This is a genomic window from Streptomyces sp. NPDC088817 (genome assembly GCF_044750345.1).
Taxonomy (GTDB): Bacteria; Actinomycetota; Actinomycetes; order Streptomycetales; family Streptomycetaceae; genus Streptomyces.
Genome location: NZ_JBIVJN010000004.1, coordinates 1 through 19921, shown reverse-complemented (window position 1 = coordinate 19921; position 19921 = coordinate 1). Strand labels below are relative to the sequence as shown.

Annotated in this window: 16 protein-coding genes; 8 read left to right on the top strand and 8 right to left on the bottom strand. The window is 69.3% G+C overall.

From position 1 onward, the window contains the following. Positions 1-126 precede the first annotated feature (126 nt). From ACIP4X_RS08565 to ACIP4X_RS08545, 5 genes are all read left to right on the top strand, one after another. Entirely contained in the window at positions 127-1371 is a 1245-nt protein-coding gene (locus ACIP4X_RS08565) for an Ig-like domain-containing protein (RefSeq protein ID WP_358736003.1), read from the top strand. Positions 1372-1486: 115 nt separating this feature from the next. Next, positions 1487-2944, top strand: a complete 1458-nt coding sequence (locus ACIP4X_RS08560; RefSeq protein WP_358736005.1) for an ABC transporter permease — start codon at positions 1487-1489, stop codon at positions 2942-2944. Positions 2945-3013: 69 nt separating this feature from the next. Beyond that, entirely contained in the window at positions 3014-3697 is a 684-nt protein-coding gene (locus ACIP4X_RS08555) for an ABC transporter ATP-binding protein (protein ID WP_358736006.1), read from the top strand. A 256-nt stretch (positions 3698-3953) separates the two neighbouring features. Continuing rightward, positions 3954-7187 carry a S8 family peptidase gene (locus ACIP4X_RS08550; RefSeq protein WP_401347758.1) on the top strand — a complete coding sequence of 1078 codons (3234 nt, stop codon included), beginning with the start codon at positions 3954-3956 and terminating at the stop codon, positions 7185-7187. Between the two features lie 234 nt (positions 7188-7421). Further along, positions 7422-9482: a restriction endonuclease gene (locus tag ACIP4X_RS08545; RefSeq protein ID WP_401347415.1), complete on the top strand. Its 2061-nt coding sequence runs from the start codon at positions 7422-7424 to the stop codon at positions 9480-9482. Positions 9483-9512: 30 nt separating this feature from the next. Here the strand turns inward: ACIP4X_RS08545 and ACIP4X_RS08540 are convergent, their stop codons facing one another. The 6 genes from ACIP4X_RS08540 to ACIP4X_RS08515 all read right to left on the bottom strand — a co-directional run bounded on the left by ACIP4X_RS08540 (position 9513) and on the right by ACIP4X_RS08515 (position 14966). After that, positions 9513-9848, bottom strand: coding sequence for a hypothetical protein (locus ACIP4X_RS08540; protein ID WP_358736010.1), 336 nt, complete (start codon positions 9846-9848; stop codon positions 9513-9515). Positions 9849-10065: 217 nt separating this feature from the next. Beyond that, positions 10066-11262: an FG-GAP-like repeat-containing protein gene (locus ACIP4X_RS08535; protein ID WP_401347413.1), complete on the bottom strand. Its 1197-nt coding sequence runs from the start codon at positions 11260-11262 to the stop codon at positions 10066-10068. Between the two features lie 193 nt (positions 11263-11455). Continuing rightward, the gene (locus ACIP4X_RS08530) at positions 11456-11644 is read right to left on the bottom strand and encodes a hypothetical protein (protein WP_358736013.1); all 189 of its coding nucleotides are present in this window, start codon (positions 11642-11644) and stop codon (positions 11456-11458) included. Positions 11645-12081: 437 nt separating this feature from the next. Beyond that, a complete protein-coding gene (locus ACIP4X_RS08525; protein WP_358736015.1) occupies positions 12082-13014 on the bottom strand; it encodes a hypothetical protein in 933 nt (310 codons plus the stop codon). Beyond that, the gene (locus ACIP4X_RS08520) at positions 13005-14204 is read right to left on the bottom strand and encodes a hypothetical protein (RefSeq protein WP_358736016.1); all 1200 of its coding nucleotides are present in this window, start codon (positions 14202-14204) and stop codon (positions 13005-13007) included. Before ACIP4X_RS08520 ends, ACIP4X_RS08525 begins: the two co-directional genes overlap by 10 nt. A 399-nt stretch (positions 14205-14603) precedes the next feature. After that, entirely contained in the window at positions 14604-14966 is a 363-nt protein-coding gene (locus tag ACIP4X_RS08515) for a hypothetical protein (RefSeq protein ID WP_358736018.1), read from the bottom strand. Between the two features lie 101 nt (positions 14967-15067). Here ACIP4X_RS08515 and ACIP4X_RS08510 point away from each other — a divergent pair, with 101 nt between their 5' ends. Both ACIP4X_RS08510 and msrA read left to right on the top strand, forming a co-directional pair. Further along, a complete protein-coding gene (locus ACIP4X_RS08510; RefSeq protein ID WP_358736020.1) occupies positions 15068-15661 on the top strand; it encodes a DUF4291 domain-containing protein in 594 nt (197 codons plus the stop codon). A gap of 424 nt (positions 15662-16085) precedes the next feature. Further along, positions 16086-16598: a peptide-methionine (S)-S-oxide reductase MsrA gene (gene msrA / locus ACIP4X_RS08505; RefSeq protein WP_358736022.1), complete on the top strand. Its 513-nt coding sequence runs from the start codon at positions 16086-16088 to the stop codon at positions 16596-16598. A 250-nt stretch (positions 16599-16848) separates the two neighbouring features. On the opposite strand, the gene ACIP4X_RS08500 is transcribed toward msrA, so the two are convergent. Both ACIP4X_RS08500 and ACIP4X_RS08495 read right to left on the bottom strand, forming a co-directional pair. Further along, a complete protein-coding gene (locus tag ACIP4X_RS08500) occupies positions 16849-17172 on the bottom strand; it encodes a hypothetical protein (protein WP_358736023.1) in 324 nt (107 codons plus the stop codon). Between the two features lie 245 nt (positions 17173-17417). Then, on the bottom strand, positions 17418-18536 hold the full coding sequence (locus tag ACIP4X_RS08495; protein WP_401347406.1) for a hypothetical protein: 1119 nt from the start codon (positions 18534-18536) through the stop codon (positions 17418-17420). Positions 18537-18665: 129 nt separating this feature from the next. Between ACIP4X_RS08495 and ACIP4X_RS08490 the strand changes: the two genes are divergently transcribed. Further along, positions 18666-19820 (top strand): cystathionine gamma-synthase, encoded by a 1155-nt coding sequence (locus ACIP4X_RS08490; RefSeq protein ID WP_358736027.1) that lies wholly within the window; start codon positions 18666-18668, stop codon positions 19818-19820. The last annotated feature ends 101 nt before the right edge of the window (positions 19821-19921 follow it).

Sequence of the window (19921 nt, the reverse complement as noted above, 5' to 3'; positions counted from 1 at the left end):
CCGGCGGGCGTGGCGAGTCCCACACCTTCACGACGTGGGGAAGGGGACGAAACGGTCGTAGCGTTGAGGACTCGCGACGGGGGACTCGAGGGGTTTTGGGACTCGCCAACGATGGAGAAGCGTGTGATGACGAACAGTAAGCGGCGCAGGCGCCTGACGGCCGCGTCCGCACTGCTCGGCGGTGTACTGGTGCTCACGGCCTGTTCCGGCAGCAGCGACGCGGCCGGCGGCGGTGGCGACACCTCGCAGGCCAAGGCCGACAAGGCCGCGGCGCAGGAGTCGTCGGAGGCCCAGATCAAGATCACACCAGCGGACGGCTCCGACAACGCCTCGATCAACAACTCCGCTGCCGTCACCGTGGCCAAGGGCACGCTGACGAAGGTGACGATGACGACCGCCGACGGCACGGCCGTCGAGGGACAGATATCGGCCGACAAGACGAGCTGGAAGCCCGACGCCCAGCTCGAGCGGGCCACCACCTACAAGGTGGCCGCGACCGCCACGGACGCCAAGGGCCGCGAAGCCCACGAGAACGGCTCCTTCACCACGGTCGCCCCGGCGCACAGCTTCATCGGCTCGTTCACGCCGGACAACGGCACCACCGTCGGTGTCGGCATGCCCGTGTCGATCAACTTCGACAAGGCGATCACGAACAAGGCGGATGTCGAGAAGGGCATCACCGTCACCTCCTCCAGCGGCCAGGAGGTCGCCTGCCACTGGTTCGGCGTCCAGCGCATGGACTGCCGCCCCGAGCACTACTGGCAGGAGAACTCCACCGTCACGCTGAAGCTCGACCTCGACGGCGTCGAGGGCGCCCAGGGCGTCTACGGCGTCCAGCAGAAGACGGTCACCTTCCACATCGGCCGCAACCAGGTCTCCTACGTCGACGCCAAGACCAAGCAGATGAGGGTCACGCGGGACGGCAAGACCATCAAGACCATCCCGGTCTCCGCCGGCGCCCCCGAGCACACCACCTACGAGGGCGCGATGGTGATCTCCGAGAAGTTCCAGCAGACCCGGATGAACGGCGCCACGGTCGGCTTCACCGACGACGACGGCAAGGGCGAGTACGACATCAAGGACGTGCCGCACGCCATGCGTCTGACCAACTCCGGCACCTTCATCCACGGCAACTACTGGGGCGGACCGGGCGTCTTCGGCAACGTCAACACCAGCCACGGCTGCGTGGGCCTGCAGGACAAGAAGGGCGCCAACGACCCGAACACCCCGGGCGCGTGGTTCTTCAACAACTCGATCGTCGGTGACGTCGTCGTCGTCCAGAACACCGGCGACAAGACCGTCTCCCCGGACAACGGCCTCAACGGCTGGAACATGAGCTGGGCCCAGTGGAAGGCCGGTTCGTCCGCCTGACGACCGCTCGGCCTCCCCAAGACCGGTGCGACCCCTCGGGGTTGCACCGGTCTTCTCATGCTCCTCTCAGCGCGGCCTCAAGTCCTCATCACGGTGCGCCCCTACCGTCGGCCGCATGTTCTTCACCTACCTGAGGCGCGAGCTGCGCCGCCGTCGAAAGGCGGCTCTCGTCGTCGCCTCCGGCCTCGCGCTGGGCATCGCGCTGGTCATCGTGGTCAACTCCGTGTCCAGCGGCATGAGCAGGGCGCAGGACAAGGTCCTGCAGTCGCTGTACGGGCTGGGCACGGACATGACCGTCAGCAAGGCCGCCACACCGGCGTCCGGCGACTCGCGCCCGCGCTTCAAGTTCGACGCCCAGGAGAACGGCGACAAGAACGACCAGAGCAGCGACCGGGTCATGGCGCAGGGCTTCACCACCCTGCCCGCCTCCACGGTCGCCAAGGTGGCGGACCAGCGGGGCGTCTCCTCCGCGGTCGGCGGGCTCAGCCTCAACGTGGTGCGGATCAACGGCCAGTTCACCCGCGGCCAGTTCAAGCAGGACGGCGAAGGCGGGCAGACGCGCGGCGCTCCCGGCTCCGGGCCGCAGGGCCGGGTCATGGGCGGCGGCGCCGACTTCGACGTCAACCAGTACACGGTCTACGGCACCGACGTCACCCACCCGGAGCTCGGCCCCCTGACCTCCTCGAAGATCACCGACGGCCGCACCTTCAAGACCGGTGAGACCGACGCCAAGGTCGTCGTCGCCGACTCGGCGTACGCCAAGGAGAAGAAGCTCAAGGTCGGCGGCAGCGTCACCATCAAGAAGGTCAAGTACGAGGTGATCGGCATCGCCACCGCGAGCAGCGGGGACGCGGCGGCCAACCTGTACATCCCGCTGAAGCAGGCGCAGGCCCTCAGCGGCGACAAGGACAAGGTCACCACGATCTACGTCAAGGCGACCGACTCCCAGCGGATAGACGCCGTCAAGAGCGCCATCCAGAAGAACGTCCCGGGCACCACGGTCACCACCTCCGCCGACCTGGCCAAGACCGTCTCCGGCTCCCTGTCCACCGCCTCCGACCTGGCCACCAGCGTCGGCAAGTGGCTGTCCATCGCGGTGCTGGTGGCCGCCTTCCTCGTCGCCGGACTGCTGACCTCCTCGGCGGTCTCCCGGCGGGTGCGCGAGTTCGGCACGCTCAAGGCGCTGGGCTGGAAGTCGGGCCGGGTGACCCGGCAGGTGGTCGGCGAGGCCGTCGTCAACGGACTGGTCGGCGGTGTCCTCGGCATCGCGCTCGGCCTGGCGGGCGCCTACGCGGTGACCGCGATCAGCCCGACGCTCCAGGCGCAGCTCGGCGGTTCGGGCGGCGGGGCGGGCGGTCCGGGCGGCGAGGGCGTCTTCCGCGCCGGTGGCCTCGGCGGTCCCGGCCGGCAGGCCGCGAAGTCCCTGGAGGTCGCGCTCACCGCGCCGGTCAGCGTCACCACCATCGTCCTCGCGGTCGGCCTCGCCGTGGCCGGCGGCCTGATCGCCGGCGCGTTCGGCGGCTGGCGGGCCTCCCGGCTGCGCCCGGCGGACGCCCTGCGGCGCGTCGAGTAGCGCGCCGCCCTCCGCGAACCGGCCGGCCATCGACCCCCTTCTCCCCGCATCCCAGGAGTTGCTTCCCCCATGTACGAACTCACCGGCGTCACCAAGCACTACACCCGGGGCAAGGAGGTCGTCCGAGCCCTCGACGAGGTCGACCTGACCATCGGCGACGGCGACCGGCTGGTCATCCAGGGCCCCACCGGCGGCGGCAAGTCGACGCTGCTGCAGATGCTGGGCGGCCTGGACCGGCCCACCTCCGGCCAGGTCGTCCTCGACGGCACCGACCTGGCGAAGCTGCCCGAGGCCCGGCTGACCCGGGTGCGCAGCGAGAGCATCGGCTTCGTCTTCCAGTCCTTCAACCTGATCCCGACCCTGACCGCACAGGAGAACGTCGAGACCGCCCTCGTCCCGCTCGGCATCAAGACCGCCGAACGGCGCGAACGGGCCGCCGAGGCACTGGAGTCGGTCGGGCTCGGCGAGCGGCTCGGTCATCTCCCGTCGGAGATGTCCGGCGGCCAGCAGCAGCGCGTCGCCATCGCCCGCGCCCTGGTCAAGCAGCCGAAGGTGCTGCTCGCCGACGAACCCACCGGAAACCTCGACGAGTCCATGCGCGACGAGATCATGGACGTGCTCGAACGCATGTGGAAGGAGCACGGGTTGACGTTCGTCATGGTCACCCACGACTCCACCATCGCGAAGAAGGCCCCCCGCGTGGCGACCATCCGCAAGGGGCGCATCACCGTCAAGGAGAACGCGGGGGCCTGAACGGCAGGGGGAGGCCTGAACGGGAGGGAAACGAGAGGAACCGACCGCACCCCGCCATTGAGCGCGTGATCACCCCCCGGCATACTTCCTCTTCCGGGGGGTGGGGGTGTAGCGCACTTGTGCGAGCCTTCCCCCGGTCGAGTGGACAGGGATTCCGCTCGCCACTCTGTTTCCAGGGGGAGTTGTGCACAGACAAGTGAAAAGAGCGGGCGTGGCCGCGCTCGCCACGGCGGCGGCCGTGGCCCTCGCCGCGGGTATGACCAGCCCGGCGGCGGCGCGGCCCGAGCACCGCGCCGCCAACGCCGCCGGTCCCGCGGCCCACCGCACCATCACTCTCATCACCGGCGACCGGGTCACCGTGGACGCCAAGGGCCGCGTGGTCGGCCTGCACCGGGCCGAGGGCCGCGAGCAGATACCCGTGCAGGTCCGCCGCATGGGCGGACGCACCCTCGTCGTCCCGGCCGACGCGTCCCGGCTGATCGCCTCCGGCAAGCTGGACCAACGTCTCTTCGACATCACCGAGTTGAACAAGTCCGCCACCCGCAGGTCGCTCAAGGACGGACTGAAGGTCATCGTCGGCTACCAGGGCGCGGCCACCGCCGCCCGGGCCGACGTCCGCGAGGCCGGCACCCTGCGCAGGGCCCTGAAGGCGCTGAACGCCGACGCGGTGCAGACCCCCGTCAAGGACACGCCGGAGCTGTGGAAGGCGCTCACCAACGGCGACCGGACCAGCGCCGGCGTCGCGCACATCTGGCTCGACGGCGTCCGCAAGGTCACCCTCGACAAGTCCGTGCCGCAGATCGGCGCGCCGACGGCGTGGCAGTCCGGCTACACCGGCAAGGGCGTGAAGATCGCGGTCCTGGACACCGGTGTCGACGCCACCCACGCGGATCTGAAGTCCCAGGTGGTGGCGGCCAAGAACTTCACCACCAGCAACAGCACCACGGACCGCGTCGGCCACGGCACCCACGTCGCCTCCATCGCGGCGGGCACGGGCGCCAAGTCGGGCGGCAAGTACAAGGGCGTGGCGCCCGACGCCAAGATCCTCAACGGCAAGGTCCTCGACGACGAGGGCTACGGCGACGACTCCGGCATCCTGGCCGGCATGGAGTGGGCGGCCCAGCAGGGCGCCGACATCGTCAACCTGAGCCTCAGCGGCGAGGACACCCCCGGTGTCGACCCGCTGGAGGCGGAGGTCGACAAGCTCTCCGCGGAGAAGGGCATCCTCTTCGCGATCGCCGCGGGCAACGAGGGCCCCGAGTCGGTCGGTTCGCCCGGCAGCGCCGACTCCGCCCTCACCGTCGGTGCGGTCGACAAGAAGGACCGTCTCGCCGAATTCTCCTCCACCGGCCCGCGACTGGGCGACGGAGCCATCAAGCCCGACGTCACCGCGCCGGGCGTGGCCATCACCGCGGCCGCGGCCAAGAACAGCCTGATCGGCCAGGAGGTCGGCGAGAGCCCGGCCGGCTATCTGACCATCGACGGCACCTCGATGGCGACCCCGCACGTCGCCGGTGCCGCCGCGCTCCTCAAGCAGGAGCACCCCGACTGGGGTTACGCCGAACTGAAGGGCGCGCTGGCCGGCTCCGCCAAGGGCGGTCCGTACACCCCCTTCGAGCAGGGCGCCGGCCGTATCGCCGTCGACAAGGCGATCAAGCAGACCGTGATCGCCGACCCGGTCTCGGTGAGCTTCGGCATCCAGTCCTGGCCGCACACGGACGACGAGCCGGTCACCAAGCAGCTGACCTACCGCAACCTCGGCACCGAGGACGTCACGCTCAGCCTGGCCATGACGGCCACCGACCCCAAGGGCCGGCCGGTCCCGGACGGCTTCTTCACGCTCGGCGCGACGGAGGTGACGGTCCCGGCCGGCGACAAGGCCTCCGTCGACCTGACCGTGAACACCCGGCTGGGCGGCACCCTGGACGGCGGCTACTCGGCGTACGTGACGGCGACCGGCGGCGGACAGACCGTCCGCACGGCCGCGGCGGTGCAGCGCGAGGCCGAGTCGTACGACGTCACCGTCAAGCACATCGGCCGGGACGGCAAGCCCGCCCCCGCCCACGACACGGTCCTGTGGGGCTACACCGGCCGCGGCACCTTCCGCACCTACCAGGTGCCGGACGGCTCCGGCACGACGACCGTGCGCGTGCCCAAGGGCACCTACGCGCTGGACGCCTGGATCGCGAAGGACTTCACCAACTTCAAGGGCGGCCTGGACTGGCTGGTCCAGCCGAAGCTGACCGTCAACGGGAACGTCACGGTCACGGTCGACGCCCGGAACGCCAAGCCGGCCGACATCACGGTGCCGGACAAGGCCGCACGGCAGCACGGCGCGATGATCGGCTACTCCTACGACCCGGCGATGTACGGCATCTCCGTGACCCTCGGCTCCTGGTCCCAGCTGCGCACCGGCTCCATCGGCGGCGACGTCGGCGGGCTCAGCCAGGTCTGGAGCGGCCAGTGGACCAAGGGCTCGTCCGCCGAGTACGACGTGGCGACCACCGCGACGGTCAAGCGGTTCCAGGGCGGCAAGGTGCGCCACTACGCGGCGCGTGAGCTCGCCACGGTGAAGAACTCCGTCGGCTCGGGTGCCTCCGGCAAGACCGGCGCGGTCACGCCCTGGGCCCTCGTCGGCGACTACTTCGTCATGGCGGACAGCATCGAGCAGAAGCTGCCGGGCACCCGGACGCTGTACCTGTCGACGGGCAACAACGTCTACTGGTACTTCTTCGCGGAGCAGTTCCGGGGCCACGACAAGCAGAACCGCCCGATCAGGGAGGCGCTGTACACGTCCGACGACGTGAAGGCCTACAAGGGCGGCAAGACCTACACCAACACCTTCAACAGGGCGGTGTTCGGTCCCCACCTGAACCAGGACTACGGCGTCTTCCGCTACAGGAACGAGCTCTACGGCTCCCTGCCGCTGTTCGCCGACTCCCAGGGGCACGGGGGCTACTCGACGTTCAGCTCGGTGCAGACGACCCTGTACCGCAACGGCAAGAAGGTCGCGTCCAACCACGACCCGCTGTTCGGTGACGAGTCCTTCGACGTCACGGCCGGCGACGCCCAGTACCGGCTGACCACCTCGGTGAAGCGCAGCGCGGCGGTCGCGGCCGCCTCCACCCGCGTCGACGCGAGCTGGACGTTCCGCTCCAAGAAGCCGTCCGGCTCGTCCGAGGTCCGGCTGCCGGTCTCCACGCTCCGCTTCAAGGCCACCACCGGTCTGGACAACCGTGTCCCGGCGGGCAGGAACGCCACCTTCCCGGTCACCGTGGAGGGCGCCGCCGCGGGCAAGAACCTCAAGTCGCTGGGCGTCTGGGTGTCCTACAACGACGGCAAGACCTGGAAGAAGGTCACCGTCAAGAAGGGCAAGATCACGGTCAAGAACCCGGCGAAGGGCAAGGCCGTCGCGTACAAGGCCAAGATCACCGACAAGAAGGGCAACGTGTCCACGGTGGCGATCTACGGCGCGTACCGCGGCAAGTGAGCCTGTGGGCCTGTGACGGCCCATGACGGATGAGCGGCCCGCCGGAAGCATGGCTTCCGGCGGGCCGTTCCCGTGTTCCGGACCAGGCCCGGCGGGTCCCGCACGCGCGGGTGCGACGGCTGAGCGGGTCGCTGTTGCCGGGCGGATGTGCGGGACGGCCCCCGCTGGATAGAGTCGTCCCTTTACACCTGGTTGTGGGGACAGCCGGAGCGCCTCGGGGAGGGCCTGCAGCACATGAGTCGTCGTTCCAGTGGCTTGGTCGGTGTCTGGGCCGAGGCGCAGAGGCAGCAGCAGCGCCGGACGGAGGCCGAGGCCCGGCGGCGGCGACAGGAAGAACAGCAGGCACGTGCCCGTCAGCGGCAAGCGGCACAGAGCCACCGCGACTACCGGCAGGCGGAGGCCCGGCGCCGTACCGAGGAACTGGACGCGCAGGTCGCGTCCCTGCGAGATCTTCTCGCCTCGGGATGCCGGGCCCCGGCCTTCAGAGCCTCCTCCCTCAGGCGCCCCGAGGAGATCGAGCCCTTCGCCCCGGGCCCACTGGCTCAGCCCGTGCCCATGCCGAACGCCGAGCACTACCAGGCGCAGGGCGGTTGGACCGCCGGTCGCCGGGCACAGGCGCAGGCCGAGGCCCGCGCGCGCTTCGAGCGGGACTGGCACGCGGCTCAGGCGGCGGAGGCGCAGCGGCAGCGGCAGCTGGCGTCGTACCAGCGGGAGTACCAGCGGTGGGCCGACGCCCAACTGGCCGACGTACGGCGGCACAACGCGGGCATCGTCGAGCTGGCCGAGAGAGTCGCCCGCCGCGATCCCGACGCCGTGGTCGAGTACTTCTCCGCCGCCCTGTACGCGTCGACCGCGTGGCCGGAGGGTTTCCCCCGTCAGGTGGCGGCGGCCTACGACCCGGCAGCCGGACAGCTCGTGCTGGACTGGGAGATGCCCGCCTACGACGTCGTCCCCGAGGTCAAGTCCCTTCGGTACGTGTCCACGACGGACCAGGACAAGGAGACGCCCCGGCCGGTGACGCAGCGCAGGGCCCTGTACCGGGAGGTCCTGGCCCAGTGCGCGCTGCTCGTCCTGCGCGAACTCTTCGCCGCGGACGAGCTGGGCGCCCTCGAATCCGTGACCCTGAACGGGTTCGTGGACGGGCACGACCCCACGACGGGCCGGCCGGGTCACATCCATCTGGTGACCGTCATGGCCCCGCGCTCCACGTTCCGCGACCTGCACCTGGCGCAGGTGGACGCCTGCAGCTGCCTGGCCGACGCTTTGCGCGGACAGCTCTCGGCCCGCCCCGACCAACTCACCGCGGTGCGGCCGGGCCGCCGGCCGCAGGAGGTCGGGAACCGCGTCGTCACGCACGGCAGCGACGAGGATCCCGACCTGTACGCGATGGATCCGATCGCCTTCGAGAACCTCGTCGCCGAACTCTTCCGGGCCATGGGGATGCAGGCGGTCACCACCCAGCGCTCCAACGACGGCGGCGTGGACGTCGACGCGCTGGACCCGGCCCCCATCCGCGGCGGCAAGATCGTCGTGCAGGTCAAGCGCTACCGCAACACGGTGCCGCCCACCGCCGTGCGTGACCTGTACGGCACCGTGCAGGACGCGGGCGCCAACAAGGGCGTCCTCGTGACGACGTCGAAGTTCGGCCCCGGCTCGCACACTTTCGCCAACGGCAAGCCGCTGGAGCTGATTTCGGGCCCCGAACTCGTCGACCTGCTGCACCGCCACGGGCTGCGCGGGCGCCTGGGCGACGGTGCCCGTCCCTCCGCGGCGCAGTCGGCGCCGACGGCCGCGGACACCGGTCTGCCCGACGACCACAACGTCCTGGGCATGTCGTGGACCGGGAGTGTCGCCCTGGACGTGTGCGCTCTGGTCTGCCGCGGCAACCGCGTCCTCAGCGACGACCACTTCGTCTTCTTCAACAACCCACGGACACCGGACGGTTCCGTGCACGCCCAGCCCGCCCACGCCCCCGACAAGGCCGCGATCCGCGTCTCCTTCGACGCGTTGCCGGGCGAGGCCGACCGGTTCGTCCTCGTGGCCGCCGTCGACCCGGAGATCAACCCGGACGCCGACCTCTCCGGCTTCACGGACGCGAGCATCCGCCTGCTCGACCCGAAACTGGCCGAGCTGGGACGACTTGAGGTCTCCGACGGCCGCCCCCGCGAGACCGCCCTGGTACTCGGCTCCTTCCGCCGCAGACCGAACGGCGACTGGGACTTCGTCCTGGGCGGCAAGGGCTACACGGGTGGCCTGGAGGAACTGGTGCGGGACTTCGGCATCGAGGTGGAGTAGGACCAGGCTCAACCCACGTGCCCCGCGATGTCACTCGGGGGCGAAGGAGAAGCTGTGCCACGGACTTGTCAGCCTGGCGACCTGGTCGGACTGCCCGATGTCCAGGTAGTTGCTCTGCCCGCCCGGCGGCACCGTGCAGTCCGGTGTGTTGTACAGCACCAGATTGCTCTGTGTCTGGTTCTCGACCTGTGTCACGCCGTCGGGAAAGCGGTGACATCCCTGGATCGGCGGGTTGGAGAGGGTTTCCACGACCCTGACACCGCTCCGCGCCACGACCTGACCGGACGCCTGGTCCTGGCACGCGGTGAGCGTGATGCCGAGCAACGCGATGCCGATGAGCGCGGCCGTCGACCGTGAAGAAGGCATCGAGCCTCCTGAAGTACGGGGAGCTGCGGCGGACGTCGTCCTCCCTTCACTATCCGCCAGACCTGACGGGCCCGCATGGCGAGAACAACCGTCGCGGTCCGTGAACCGGACCGCGCGGTCGGTGACGGCGGCCGCCGCATCCCCCGGACCACCGGCTGCACGGGGCTGTGAACGCGGCTTGATGATCCACGTCGTCCGGTCCCGCTGCCGGCCCGGCCTAGCAGAAGCCGTTGAGCTCCCACCAATCGCCGTCGGTCCGCTGGCCGGACGTCAGGGTGCCCGTGTCCCGTCCCCGGTAGGTGACCAGCCAGCCCGGGTGGCCGGGGTAGCCGTCGATCACGTACTTCGTGTTGGTCACGGCGGCGAGATCGGGACGCCCGTCGCCGGAGAAGTCGCCGACCGATATCAGGTTCGCCATGGCCTTCCAGCCCTTTGAGCCGACGAGCTTGCGCTTGCCGAGCTTGCCCTTGGAGGTGCCGGGGTAGAGCCACAGCTTGCCGGTGGACGCCTCGCGTGCGTAGAGGTCGGGACGGCCGTCGCCGGTCACGTCGCCCATGGCGACGAGCGCGTTCATCTTGTTCCAGCCGCTGGAGTCGATGAGCTTGCGCTTGCCGAGCTTGCCCTTGGACGTGCCCGGGTAGAGCCACAGCTTGCCCGTGGCCTTCTCGACCGCGATCAGATCGGAGCGCCGGTCACCTGTCAGATCACCGAAGGCGGTGATGTGGCTCATGGACTTCCAGCCCGAACTGATGAGCTTGCGCTTGCCGAGGGAGCCGGTACCGGTGCCGGGGTAGAGCCACAGCTTGCCGGTGGACGCCTCGCGGGCGATGAGGTCCTCACGGCCGTCACCGTTGAAGTCGCCGTGACGGGTGAGGGCGTTCATCTTGTTCCAGCCGCTGGAGCCGATGAGCTTGCCCTTTCCGTTGCCCGGAGTGAACCAGAGCCGTCCGGCCTTGTCGCGGACGATCATGTCGGCCCTGCGGTCGCCGTTCATGTCCCCGAAGCCCAGCGCCTTCGGGGAGGTCTCGGAATACCAGCGCGGGTAGGCGGGCGAGGAGCACTCGCGCTTGGTGCGGACGAACTTGATCGAGCTGGTGGTCGCGTCCGGTCCCCAGGCCCACTCGCCCGCCTCGTTCGGCCTCTGGGCCCAGTAGCCGCCCCCCGGCACGTAGTTCTTGTCCTCGTAGAGGCAGGCGATCTTCTTCGTACGGTTGGTGTACGTATGGATCTTGTTGTCCCAGCTGCCCAGGGACGCGACGTTCTTGTTCGTCTTCCACATCGAGCCGCTGGGGCTCTTGCCCTTCCACCCGCAGAAGTAGCCCGCCGGGCAGCTGTTCGAACTCGCGGCCGCCGGAGCGGCGTTCACGGCGGCCAGACCGGTGCCGGCGAGCGCGAGGCCGACAAGAGTCGCCATGCCCCGGTTGAAACGGTTCTGCATGTGCTGCGTTCCCCTCCCCTTGACGCGCGCCGGCGCCTTGTCCCGGCAACACACCGGAACCTCCGCGAAGTTGCCGCGGACCCCTGACGACTGACCGGCGCAAGCCAAGTGATCGTAAAGCACGCCTACGGTGTGAGCGCCCGGTCCGGTCGGCACCGCCCCTCGCCGCTCAGCCGGTGCGTCGGTTCGCGGAGACCAGCCACCGCCAACGGTGGCGTTCCGTCACGAGGGTGGCGGCCACGAGGAGAGACACGAGCACCGCCGCATAGGCAGGCCACGCCGACCATGCGGCGATCACGGCAGCGGCGAGCTGGAGCAGCACGAGCAGGATCGTGACCCTTCCGGTGGTGGTCTGCATAGCCTGCCGGGGGGCGAATATGGAGAAGCCGGATGACCGCGTCGCGTCCGGATATTACGAGGAATCACGCAAACCCGGGAGCCCAGCAGGCGACTCGGCCGCGGGCGAGAAGTGCGGGATCCGGGTCTTGAGCGGGGCTGTGAACGCGGCTCGACGACCAGCATCAAGCGGCGTTCACAGACCTTTTGGCATCACTGGTCGCGGCTCCTCCGACACTTGGGATAGAGCCGTGGGCGGCCGTACAAAGCTCCGATCCTGACGGGAGCCGGCACGCGAACGCTGTCCGCCCCCTCATGGACCTGACGCTGACCCTGCATCCTTCGGACGGGGACGCGCCCCTGGTCTGCGCGGAAGCAGGCGCCCGGCCCCATGCATCGAGCAGGCAGCGTCCATTGCAGGCCCCGGAAGCGGTGCGTCGGCTCCGCACATGATCTGGTCTAGTTGATACGGGCGCTTCCCTCGGGAACGTTCATGAAGCTGCAGAACTTCGAGTACTTGAGGCGTGAGCAAGTGCGTGGATCAGTGATCTTCCGCCCAGCGTCGTCGAGATCGCTCACCGGTGCCACTCCTGCTTTGTGCGCCCAGAAACCGTCGCTGTTCATGCGGTACCAGTGGAAGTCGACGGCGGGTTCCAGCACGAGGGCGACCAGCACACCTTCCGAAGGACAGACGTTGTCGGTAGCCGGGGTGTACACCAGGCCGTCGTAGAACGCGTAACGGCTGAGGTGATCACAGTCGCAGTCAATGGCGGTGACGGTCCGGCCACTACCTCGGCCGGGTTGGGCGAACGTGTCGGTGCGCACATTGGTGGCGTAGTTATAGCAATTGTTGGTGCACTGCCTGCACCAGTCGGGATTCTTCCGCTGACAGTCGATGGAACGAGCCGTTGCGTCACTCCACTGCTCCAGGGCCGCAGTCGGTGCTGACGGACAAGTTGACGCCGCGAGTACACCCTGGCCGTCCGGCGGCGGCAGCCACCACTCCACCGTTCGCGCGGCGGCCAGGCCGTCCCGGAGGAAGTCCAGTTCCGCCGGGCTGCTCAGCACCTGCCCGGCTGGTCCCTGTTCGGAGCAGATGTAGTCCTCCACCTCTGGATAGGCCGCCCATCGCCGCAGCCCCGGACCGAGCAGCCGCCCGGCCACCAAGCGGAAGACCGCCGGCAGAGACGGCACCGGCTCGCCGGCCTGTTCGACGACGAGCCCGCGGTAGCCAAGATGCGGGCGCGGGCCGGCTTGCTCGGCAGCGTCGATCAGGTCGCCCGGCGCGAGCCGGGCGAGCAGTTCCCCAGCCTCAGGGCCCGCTATCTCGACGACCGGGTTGGGCCGACCGCTGAACATGTCGAACGTGATCCGTAGGCGAGTTATGGCCATGTCGTCGTTGCCACCTCGATGATCGTGACCGAACAGCGGTCATTGGCGTCTGTGGCGGTCCCAGCGTCCGCTACCAACGAGACGGTGCGCTTACCTGCGTTGATGCCGGTGACCACGAGGTCATTCCCGGGCAGGCCCAGATGGACTCCCTTGGGATTCGCGAACGCCTGCATCGAGCCGACATCTTGGCTGTCGACCTGGATGGTCATGCCGAGTTTCGCCGCGTCACTGTGGGAGTACGCCGAGGCAGCCGAGGTGATGATGAGGGTCCCGCCGTAACTGCTGAACGCACCACTTGCCACCCACTCGCCGCCGGTCTGCCCAGCGGCGGGGGCGTTGGCCAGGACCTCGGTCACGTTGAGCACAGTGGGCGGCGCCATGACCTCGAAGACGGTGATGGCATAAGCGTCGTTACTGTCGATGGTGGTGCCGGCGGCGGGCGTGGCGACGAGGGTGTGATCCCCGGGTGGGATGCTTTTGATCAGGAAGTCGGCCGGTACAAACGCCAGGTGCCAGTTCTTCTTGTTCGCGAAGATCTGGATGGTTCCGTGACACGTGTCGTCGATGCTCAAGTCCATTCCAGTCATCGCCTGCCCGCTCGTGCTGAAGCCGGTGGCGGAGGCACACACGAGCAGGTACCCGCCGCGCGAGCGGAAGGAGGTGCTCCCGTACTGGCTGAGGGAATCGGGCGGGCCGACCTTTCTGCAGGCCATCCGCCAGACGGCCGGTGACCCGAGTTCGAGGACGGTCAGGGAGACATGGTCGTTTGTGTCGGTGACCGTCGCCTTCCCGGCGGTGATCTTCGCCGAGGCGGACGGGTCCGGCCGGAGGTTGCCAAGTAATACCCGCTGCCTGATCATAGTCAGGTGAGTCAGATCTGGATTGGCGAAAATGCGAGCACTGAATGATGAACTTCCGCCGATTGCGAGATTCGCCTGTAGTCCTGTGTCACCTGATCTGTTCCAGCCGGAGGCGGTGAAGAACGCGTAAACCTTCCCGCCCCGCACATTCACTGACCCTGTGGCGATGGGCTGTCCGCCGTTCTGGTACGTGCAGGCCACGTTATTCATTACCTGCGTCACGCGAGTGACCGGGCCGAGAGCCCCTGTCGCCAGAGCAGAGCCGCCAGGCGCTGCTTTCTCCAACGGATAATCAGTACCGACGCCCGAGATATGTGCATCATCACCCACAGCGCTACCCCTCTCGCTGCTTTCGCCGAGTAGCTGTAGCTCTTGGACGAGGCCGATACGGTACGGTCCCGCGTAGGCACCAGCGTGGAGCGTGCATCCCCACCCCCGCAACTCGAAACCTTTGGCCTGAAGCCAGACTCGCCTATAGGTGGCCGTCCGGTCCCACGCAGGATTCGCACGCATCACAGAGAGTCAGCTCGATCGGCCGGGTTTCGCGCAGCGTTCCAGCGTTGCCGCAGCGCTCGCAGATGTGCTCGCAGCGGAGTTCGTGCGGGCCCATATTGAGCGGGGCCGCAGCAACCCCGGTGCGTGCCACCCTGATCCAGCAGCCTCAGAGCGGGTAAGTCAAGGGGATGCGCGATGACGGAGTTCTAGCACGCACACGGCTGCTCCGCTCCGTCAGTACCAGCGGGCGTGGCCGGCCACGCCCTGGCCTGTGCCGACCGCGTGGCGGAAGACGCGCAGCGGACCGCCAAGGAGCTCGTCGGCGTCGTGGTCTGGCTCGTTACCCAAGCCGGTCATCCACACATGGATCCGATCGCCCACGTCACGCCTCCTGGTTCCGGTCAGAGCAAGGGTTTCCTCGGCCGCTGCCAGCTGTGCCCGGACTTGTTCGGCGTCGAGAAGGAAGCCACCGAACCAGCCCGGCAGCCGCACTACCGCGTCGGGACCGAGCGCCCAGGCCAAGGCCGAAAAGGGGCTGGCCTTGCGAGCCACGGCCGCGAACAGGCCCTCCTCGGCGTCGGGCGAAAACTGGTCCATCACCGCGCCTTTGCCACCCGCTTCTGGGGTCGATCGACGAACTGGCCGCCTTCGAAGAAATCAATGGCGGACGGAGATCCGTCGGCCTCACCCTGTAGGCCATGGAAGAACCGCGACACAGAATCCGCGCGCTCCACACGGCATCCACGGTCACCGTCTATCAGGCGTACTCCCCGGAGATCGGCATGCCTGCGGTGCGCAAGGGCCGTTTCCCCGCCGCGTGGAAGCGGGACCGAATGACGTGGATAAAGCCGTCGTTCACGTGGATGATGTACCGCTGCGGCTGGGGCACGAAGCCGGGACAAGAGACCGTCCTGGCTGTCGAGATCACCCGCGACGGCTTCGAGTGGGCGCTGCGCAACGCGTGCCTGTCCAGTTACGTACGGGGGCTGCACCTCGACCGCAGCACCTGGCAATGCCAGTTGAAGCGTGCACCGGCCCGCGTCCAGTGGGACCCCGAACGCGATCTGCACCTCCAACCCCTGCCGTACCGCTCGCTGCAACTCGGGCTCTCCGGTGAGGCGGTACGACGCTACGCGGACGAATGGGCGGTTGCCATCAGCGACGTGACTCCGCTCGCCCGCGAGATCCACGCACTCGTCAGCAGTGGCGATCTCGACTCCGCGGCCCGGCTGCTGCCAGAGGAGCGGCCCTACCCGGCCGAGGACGAACTCATGGCGCACCTGCGCTCGTGACCGAGCACGCTCTCCGACGGTCGCTGGACGTGAGCGGGGATGCGGCCCGCGACGTGGTCGGGGTCGTACTTCCGGTTTCGGTCCGGCCGGCAGGCCGATGGCCGTGCGTGCTTCGTCGAGGATCCGCCCGATATCGGAGGCGTCCTGCCACGCCCGGACTGCGTCGCCGGATGCGGCAGTGTCCTCCCAGCGGCGGAGGTCTGCTGTGACACCGCTGAACGTGTGTTCCCAGTGGGCCGCACGGATCCTGCGTTGCGGTCGGTGCGCTCCTCGTGGTGGCCGGTGGTCGGCGACCGGAGGGCGGGTTGGACGGGCAAGGAATCGCTTCGCGGCCTCGTGCGTTGAGCACGGTGGGTAGGGGATGCCGGTGGTGTGCGAGCCGAGCAGCCCGAGCGAACGAGCTGACAGACATTGGAGGACCGTGATGGCTGCGCAGACGCAGAGGGCGGTGCTGGCCGGCGGATGCTTCTGGGGGATGGAGGAGCTGATCCGCCGACTCCCGGGCGTGACGGCGACCCGGGTCGGATACACGGGGGGTGACGTGCCGAACGCGACGTACCGTAACCACGGCACGCACGCCGAGGCCATCGAGATCCTTTTCGATCCCACGAAGACCGACTTCCGCGCGATCCTGGAGTTCTTCTTCCAGATTCACGACCCGAGCACCAAGAACCGCCAGGGCAACGACATCGGCCTCAGCTACCGCTCGGCGATCTACTACGTGGACGACGAGCAGAAGCGGATCGCCGAGGACACGATCGCGGATGTGGACGCCTCCGGACTGTGGCCCGGCAAGGTCGTCACCGAGGTGGAGCCGGTCGGCCCCTTCTGGGAGGCCGAGCCCGAGCACCAGGACTACCTGCAGCGTTACCCGGACGGCTACACCTGCCACTTCCCGCGCCCGGGATGGCGACTGCCCACCCGCACGGAGGGCTGACCGCGAGGCGGCTTGGCGGAAGGCGGGACCGGCCGACCGAGACGTCCCGCAGCCGGGCCGCGCCTCCAGCAGTGCTGCCTCGGCGGCGGGGTGCAGCGCCGCTGGTGGGGTAGGAGGACACCAGTTCGTCTGGAACGGGTCACCCACGGGGGCGACGAGCTGGTCGGCCAGACGTTTCAGCTCCGCACCACATGTGCGGGGATGCCGGCCACCACGTGGACGCGGTTGTACTCCCAGCGCCCATCCGTGCTCAGCGGACCGGCAGGCCGATGGCCGCGTGGGCGTCGTCCAGGATTCGCCCGATCCCGGAAGCGGCCTGTCGTGCCTGGGCTGCGTCGCCGGACTCGGCAGTGTCTTCCCAGCGGCGGAGGTCTGCTGCCAGGTCGGGCCGGCGCTGGATGTGCACATAGACGGCCCACTGTGCGATGAACCGCTGGAGCGGCGCCAGGTCGGAGCCCTGCCAGGACTGGTCGGCCGCCTCGTCCAGTTCCCGGGTGAAGGCCGGTAGCGCGGCAGGCGTGATCTGACTGATGGCCTGCCGTAGCGCGGCAACCGTGGCAGAGGAGGTCGTCATGGCTACTCCTCCCATGGGCCTGATTCTGATCCCGGGCGTCGTATCGGGGGCTCTCCCACTGCTCGGGTGGGCAGGGCGGCGGGCCCGTCCGTCACAACGGGCCCGTCGGTTCCGCCGGTCCCGCGTGCGCGGGCGGCGGCATTCGGGACAACGATGCCGCCGCCGTCGTCATTCCGGCGGGGGTATCGACCCCCGGCAGAGGCGGGCGGGTGGCCGGGTCCGTCCGGATGCGTGGGCGGGACCGATCAGTGGTGCAGTGTCGCCGGGCTGCCGCCGTTGGCCTCGTAGCCCGCCACGGCCAGCGCCCGGTAGACGGCGAACTCCGCCGCCGGGTCCTCGGACAGGGTCCACGGCACCGCGCCCACATGGCCGTCGACGTGTATGAGCTGGCTCATCGCCTCCGCCCAGCGTTCGGAGCGGACCAGGAAGAAGAGCAGCAGGTGGCGGACGTGGGCGAGCATCGGGTCGTCGGGGCGGGCCGCGTGCACCGCGAAGAGGGCGCCGTGGACCGCCTTGGTCACGACCTCGCTCTCGTAGAAGCCCCTGACCAGGTTGACCTCGGGCAGGTGCTCGAAGACCGCGAACAGCGGCATGGCCGCCAGCAGCGAGCCCCGGGGCGCACGGGCCGCGGCGGCCTCCGCGAAGGAGTACGCCAGGTCACGCGAGCCGTGCCACTTCTCGCACCAGTAGTGCAGGGCCGCCAGATGTGCCCCCGTGTGGGCCGGCGCGCGGTCGAGGATCCTCAGCCACAGCTTCTTGAACTCCGGGTGCGAGTACGCCAGGCCCCGCGCCACGGACAGCTCGACGATGCAGGGGACCGGGTCGCCCGGGGCCAGCAGCGCCGCCTGCCCGCACGCCTCCCGGGCCTCCTCCATGATGATCCGGAACTCGTTCGTGCCCGGCGTGGCCGTACGCCACGCCTGCTGAACGAGGAACTCGGCGTACACCGCCGCGCAGCCCGGGTCCTTGGGCGCCTCGGCCCGCCACACCCGCAGCCACTGCCCGCCGGGCATCTCGCCGACCCCGCCCGGCCGCTGCTGGAGCTCCACCGAGGCCGCCCCGGCGAAGGCCTGCACGCGCTGCCAGCGCAGCTCGCCCTCCTTCTCCGTGCCCGCGAGGAGCTGGGAGGCGGCGCGGTAGTCCTGGGTGCGCTGCACCAGCTCCAGGACGTCGAGCAGGTCCTGGTCCGGTCCTGGCATGCGGACGTCGAGTTCCTCCTGCCGGACGAAGCCGTAGTTCGCCGGGTCCGCGGCGTCCGGATGCCCCGGCGGAACCTGCCCGATGCCGGCACGGCTGCGCCTGAGGAACGGGACCAGCACGAAGCCCAGCATGGCCAGCGCCATCACGACCCAGAGAATCTCCATGCGACAAGCGAACCAGACGGTGCCGACACTTGGCCAACCTGTGCCGCGAGCCTGTGGAAAACCCTGCCCGCGGTGCCGCCCGGGGCCTCCGTCCCGCACCACCCCCACAGGCGCACTACCCTCGGGCCCATGAGCGACAGGCACATCAGTGAGCACTTCGAGACGCTCGCGATTCACGCGGGCAACACGGCCGACCCCCGGACCGGGGCGGTCGTCCCGCCGATCTACCAGGTCTCGACCTACAAGCAGGACGGCGTGGGCGGTCTGCGCGACGGCTACGAGTACAGCCGCAGCGCCAACCCGACCAGGACCGCCCTGGAGGAGAACCTCGCCGCCCTGGAGGGCGGCCGTCGCGGACTCGCGTTCGCGTCCGGACTGGCGGCCGAGGACTGCCTGCTGCGCACGCTGCTCAGCCCCGGCGACCACGTCGTGATCCCCAACGACGCCTACGGCGGCACGTTCCGCCTGTTCGCCAAGGTCGTCTCCCGGTGGGGTGTGGAGTGGTCGGTCGCGGACACCGCGGACCCGGCCGCGGTACGTGCCGCCATCACACCGAAGACCAAGGCCGTGTGGGTGGAGACCCCCTCCAACCCGCTGCTCGGCATCACCGACATCGCCGCCGTCGCTCAGGTCGCCCGGGACGCGGGCGCGCGGCTCGTCGTCGACAACACCTTCGCGACGCCCTACCTCCAGCAGCCGCTCGCGCTCGGCGCGGACGTGGTCGTGCACTCGCTGACCAAGTACATGGGCGGTCACTCGGACGTCGTGGGCGGCGCACTGATCGTCGGCGACACGGCGCTCGGTGAGGAACTGGCGTTCCACCAGAACGCGATGGGCGCCGTCGCCGGCCCCTTCGACTCCTGGCTGGTGCTGCGCGGCACCAAGACGCTCGCGGTGCGCATGGACCGGCACAGCGAGAACGCGACGAAGGTCGCCGACATGCTGTCCCGGCACGCGCGCGTGAGCCAGGTCCTCTACCCGGGGCTGCCCGAGCACCCCGGCCACGAGGTGGCCGCCAAGCAGATGAAGGCGTTCGGCGGCATGATCTCCTTCCGGGTCGAGGGCGGCGAGGAGGCGGCCGTCGAGGTCTGCAACCGCGCCAAGGTGTTCACGCTCGGAGAGTCCCTGGGCGGTGTCGAGTCGCTGATCGAGCACCCCGGGCGCATGACGCACGCGTCCGTGGTGGGCTCCGCCCTCGAGGTCCCCGGCGACCTGGTGCGCCTGTCCGTGGGCATCGAGAACGTCGACGACCTGCTCGAGGACCTGCGGCAGGCCCTCGGCTAGTGCTGTGACCGGAAAGGTTTGCCGGAAAGCTCGCGGCGTCCGGTGATGGGGGTACCTCCCACGCCGTCCAGGCAGTGGGGGAGCATCGCAAGGCGGAGCAT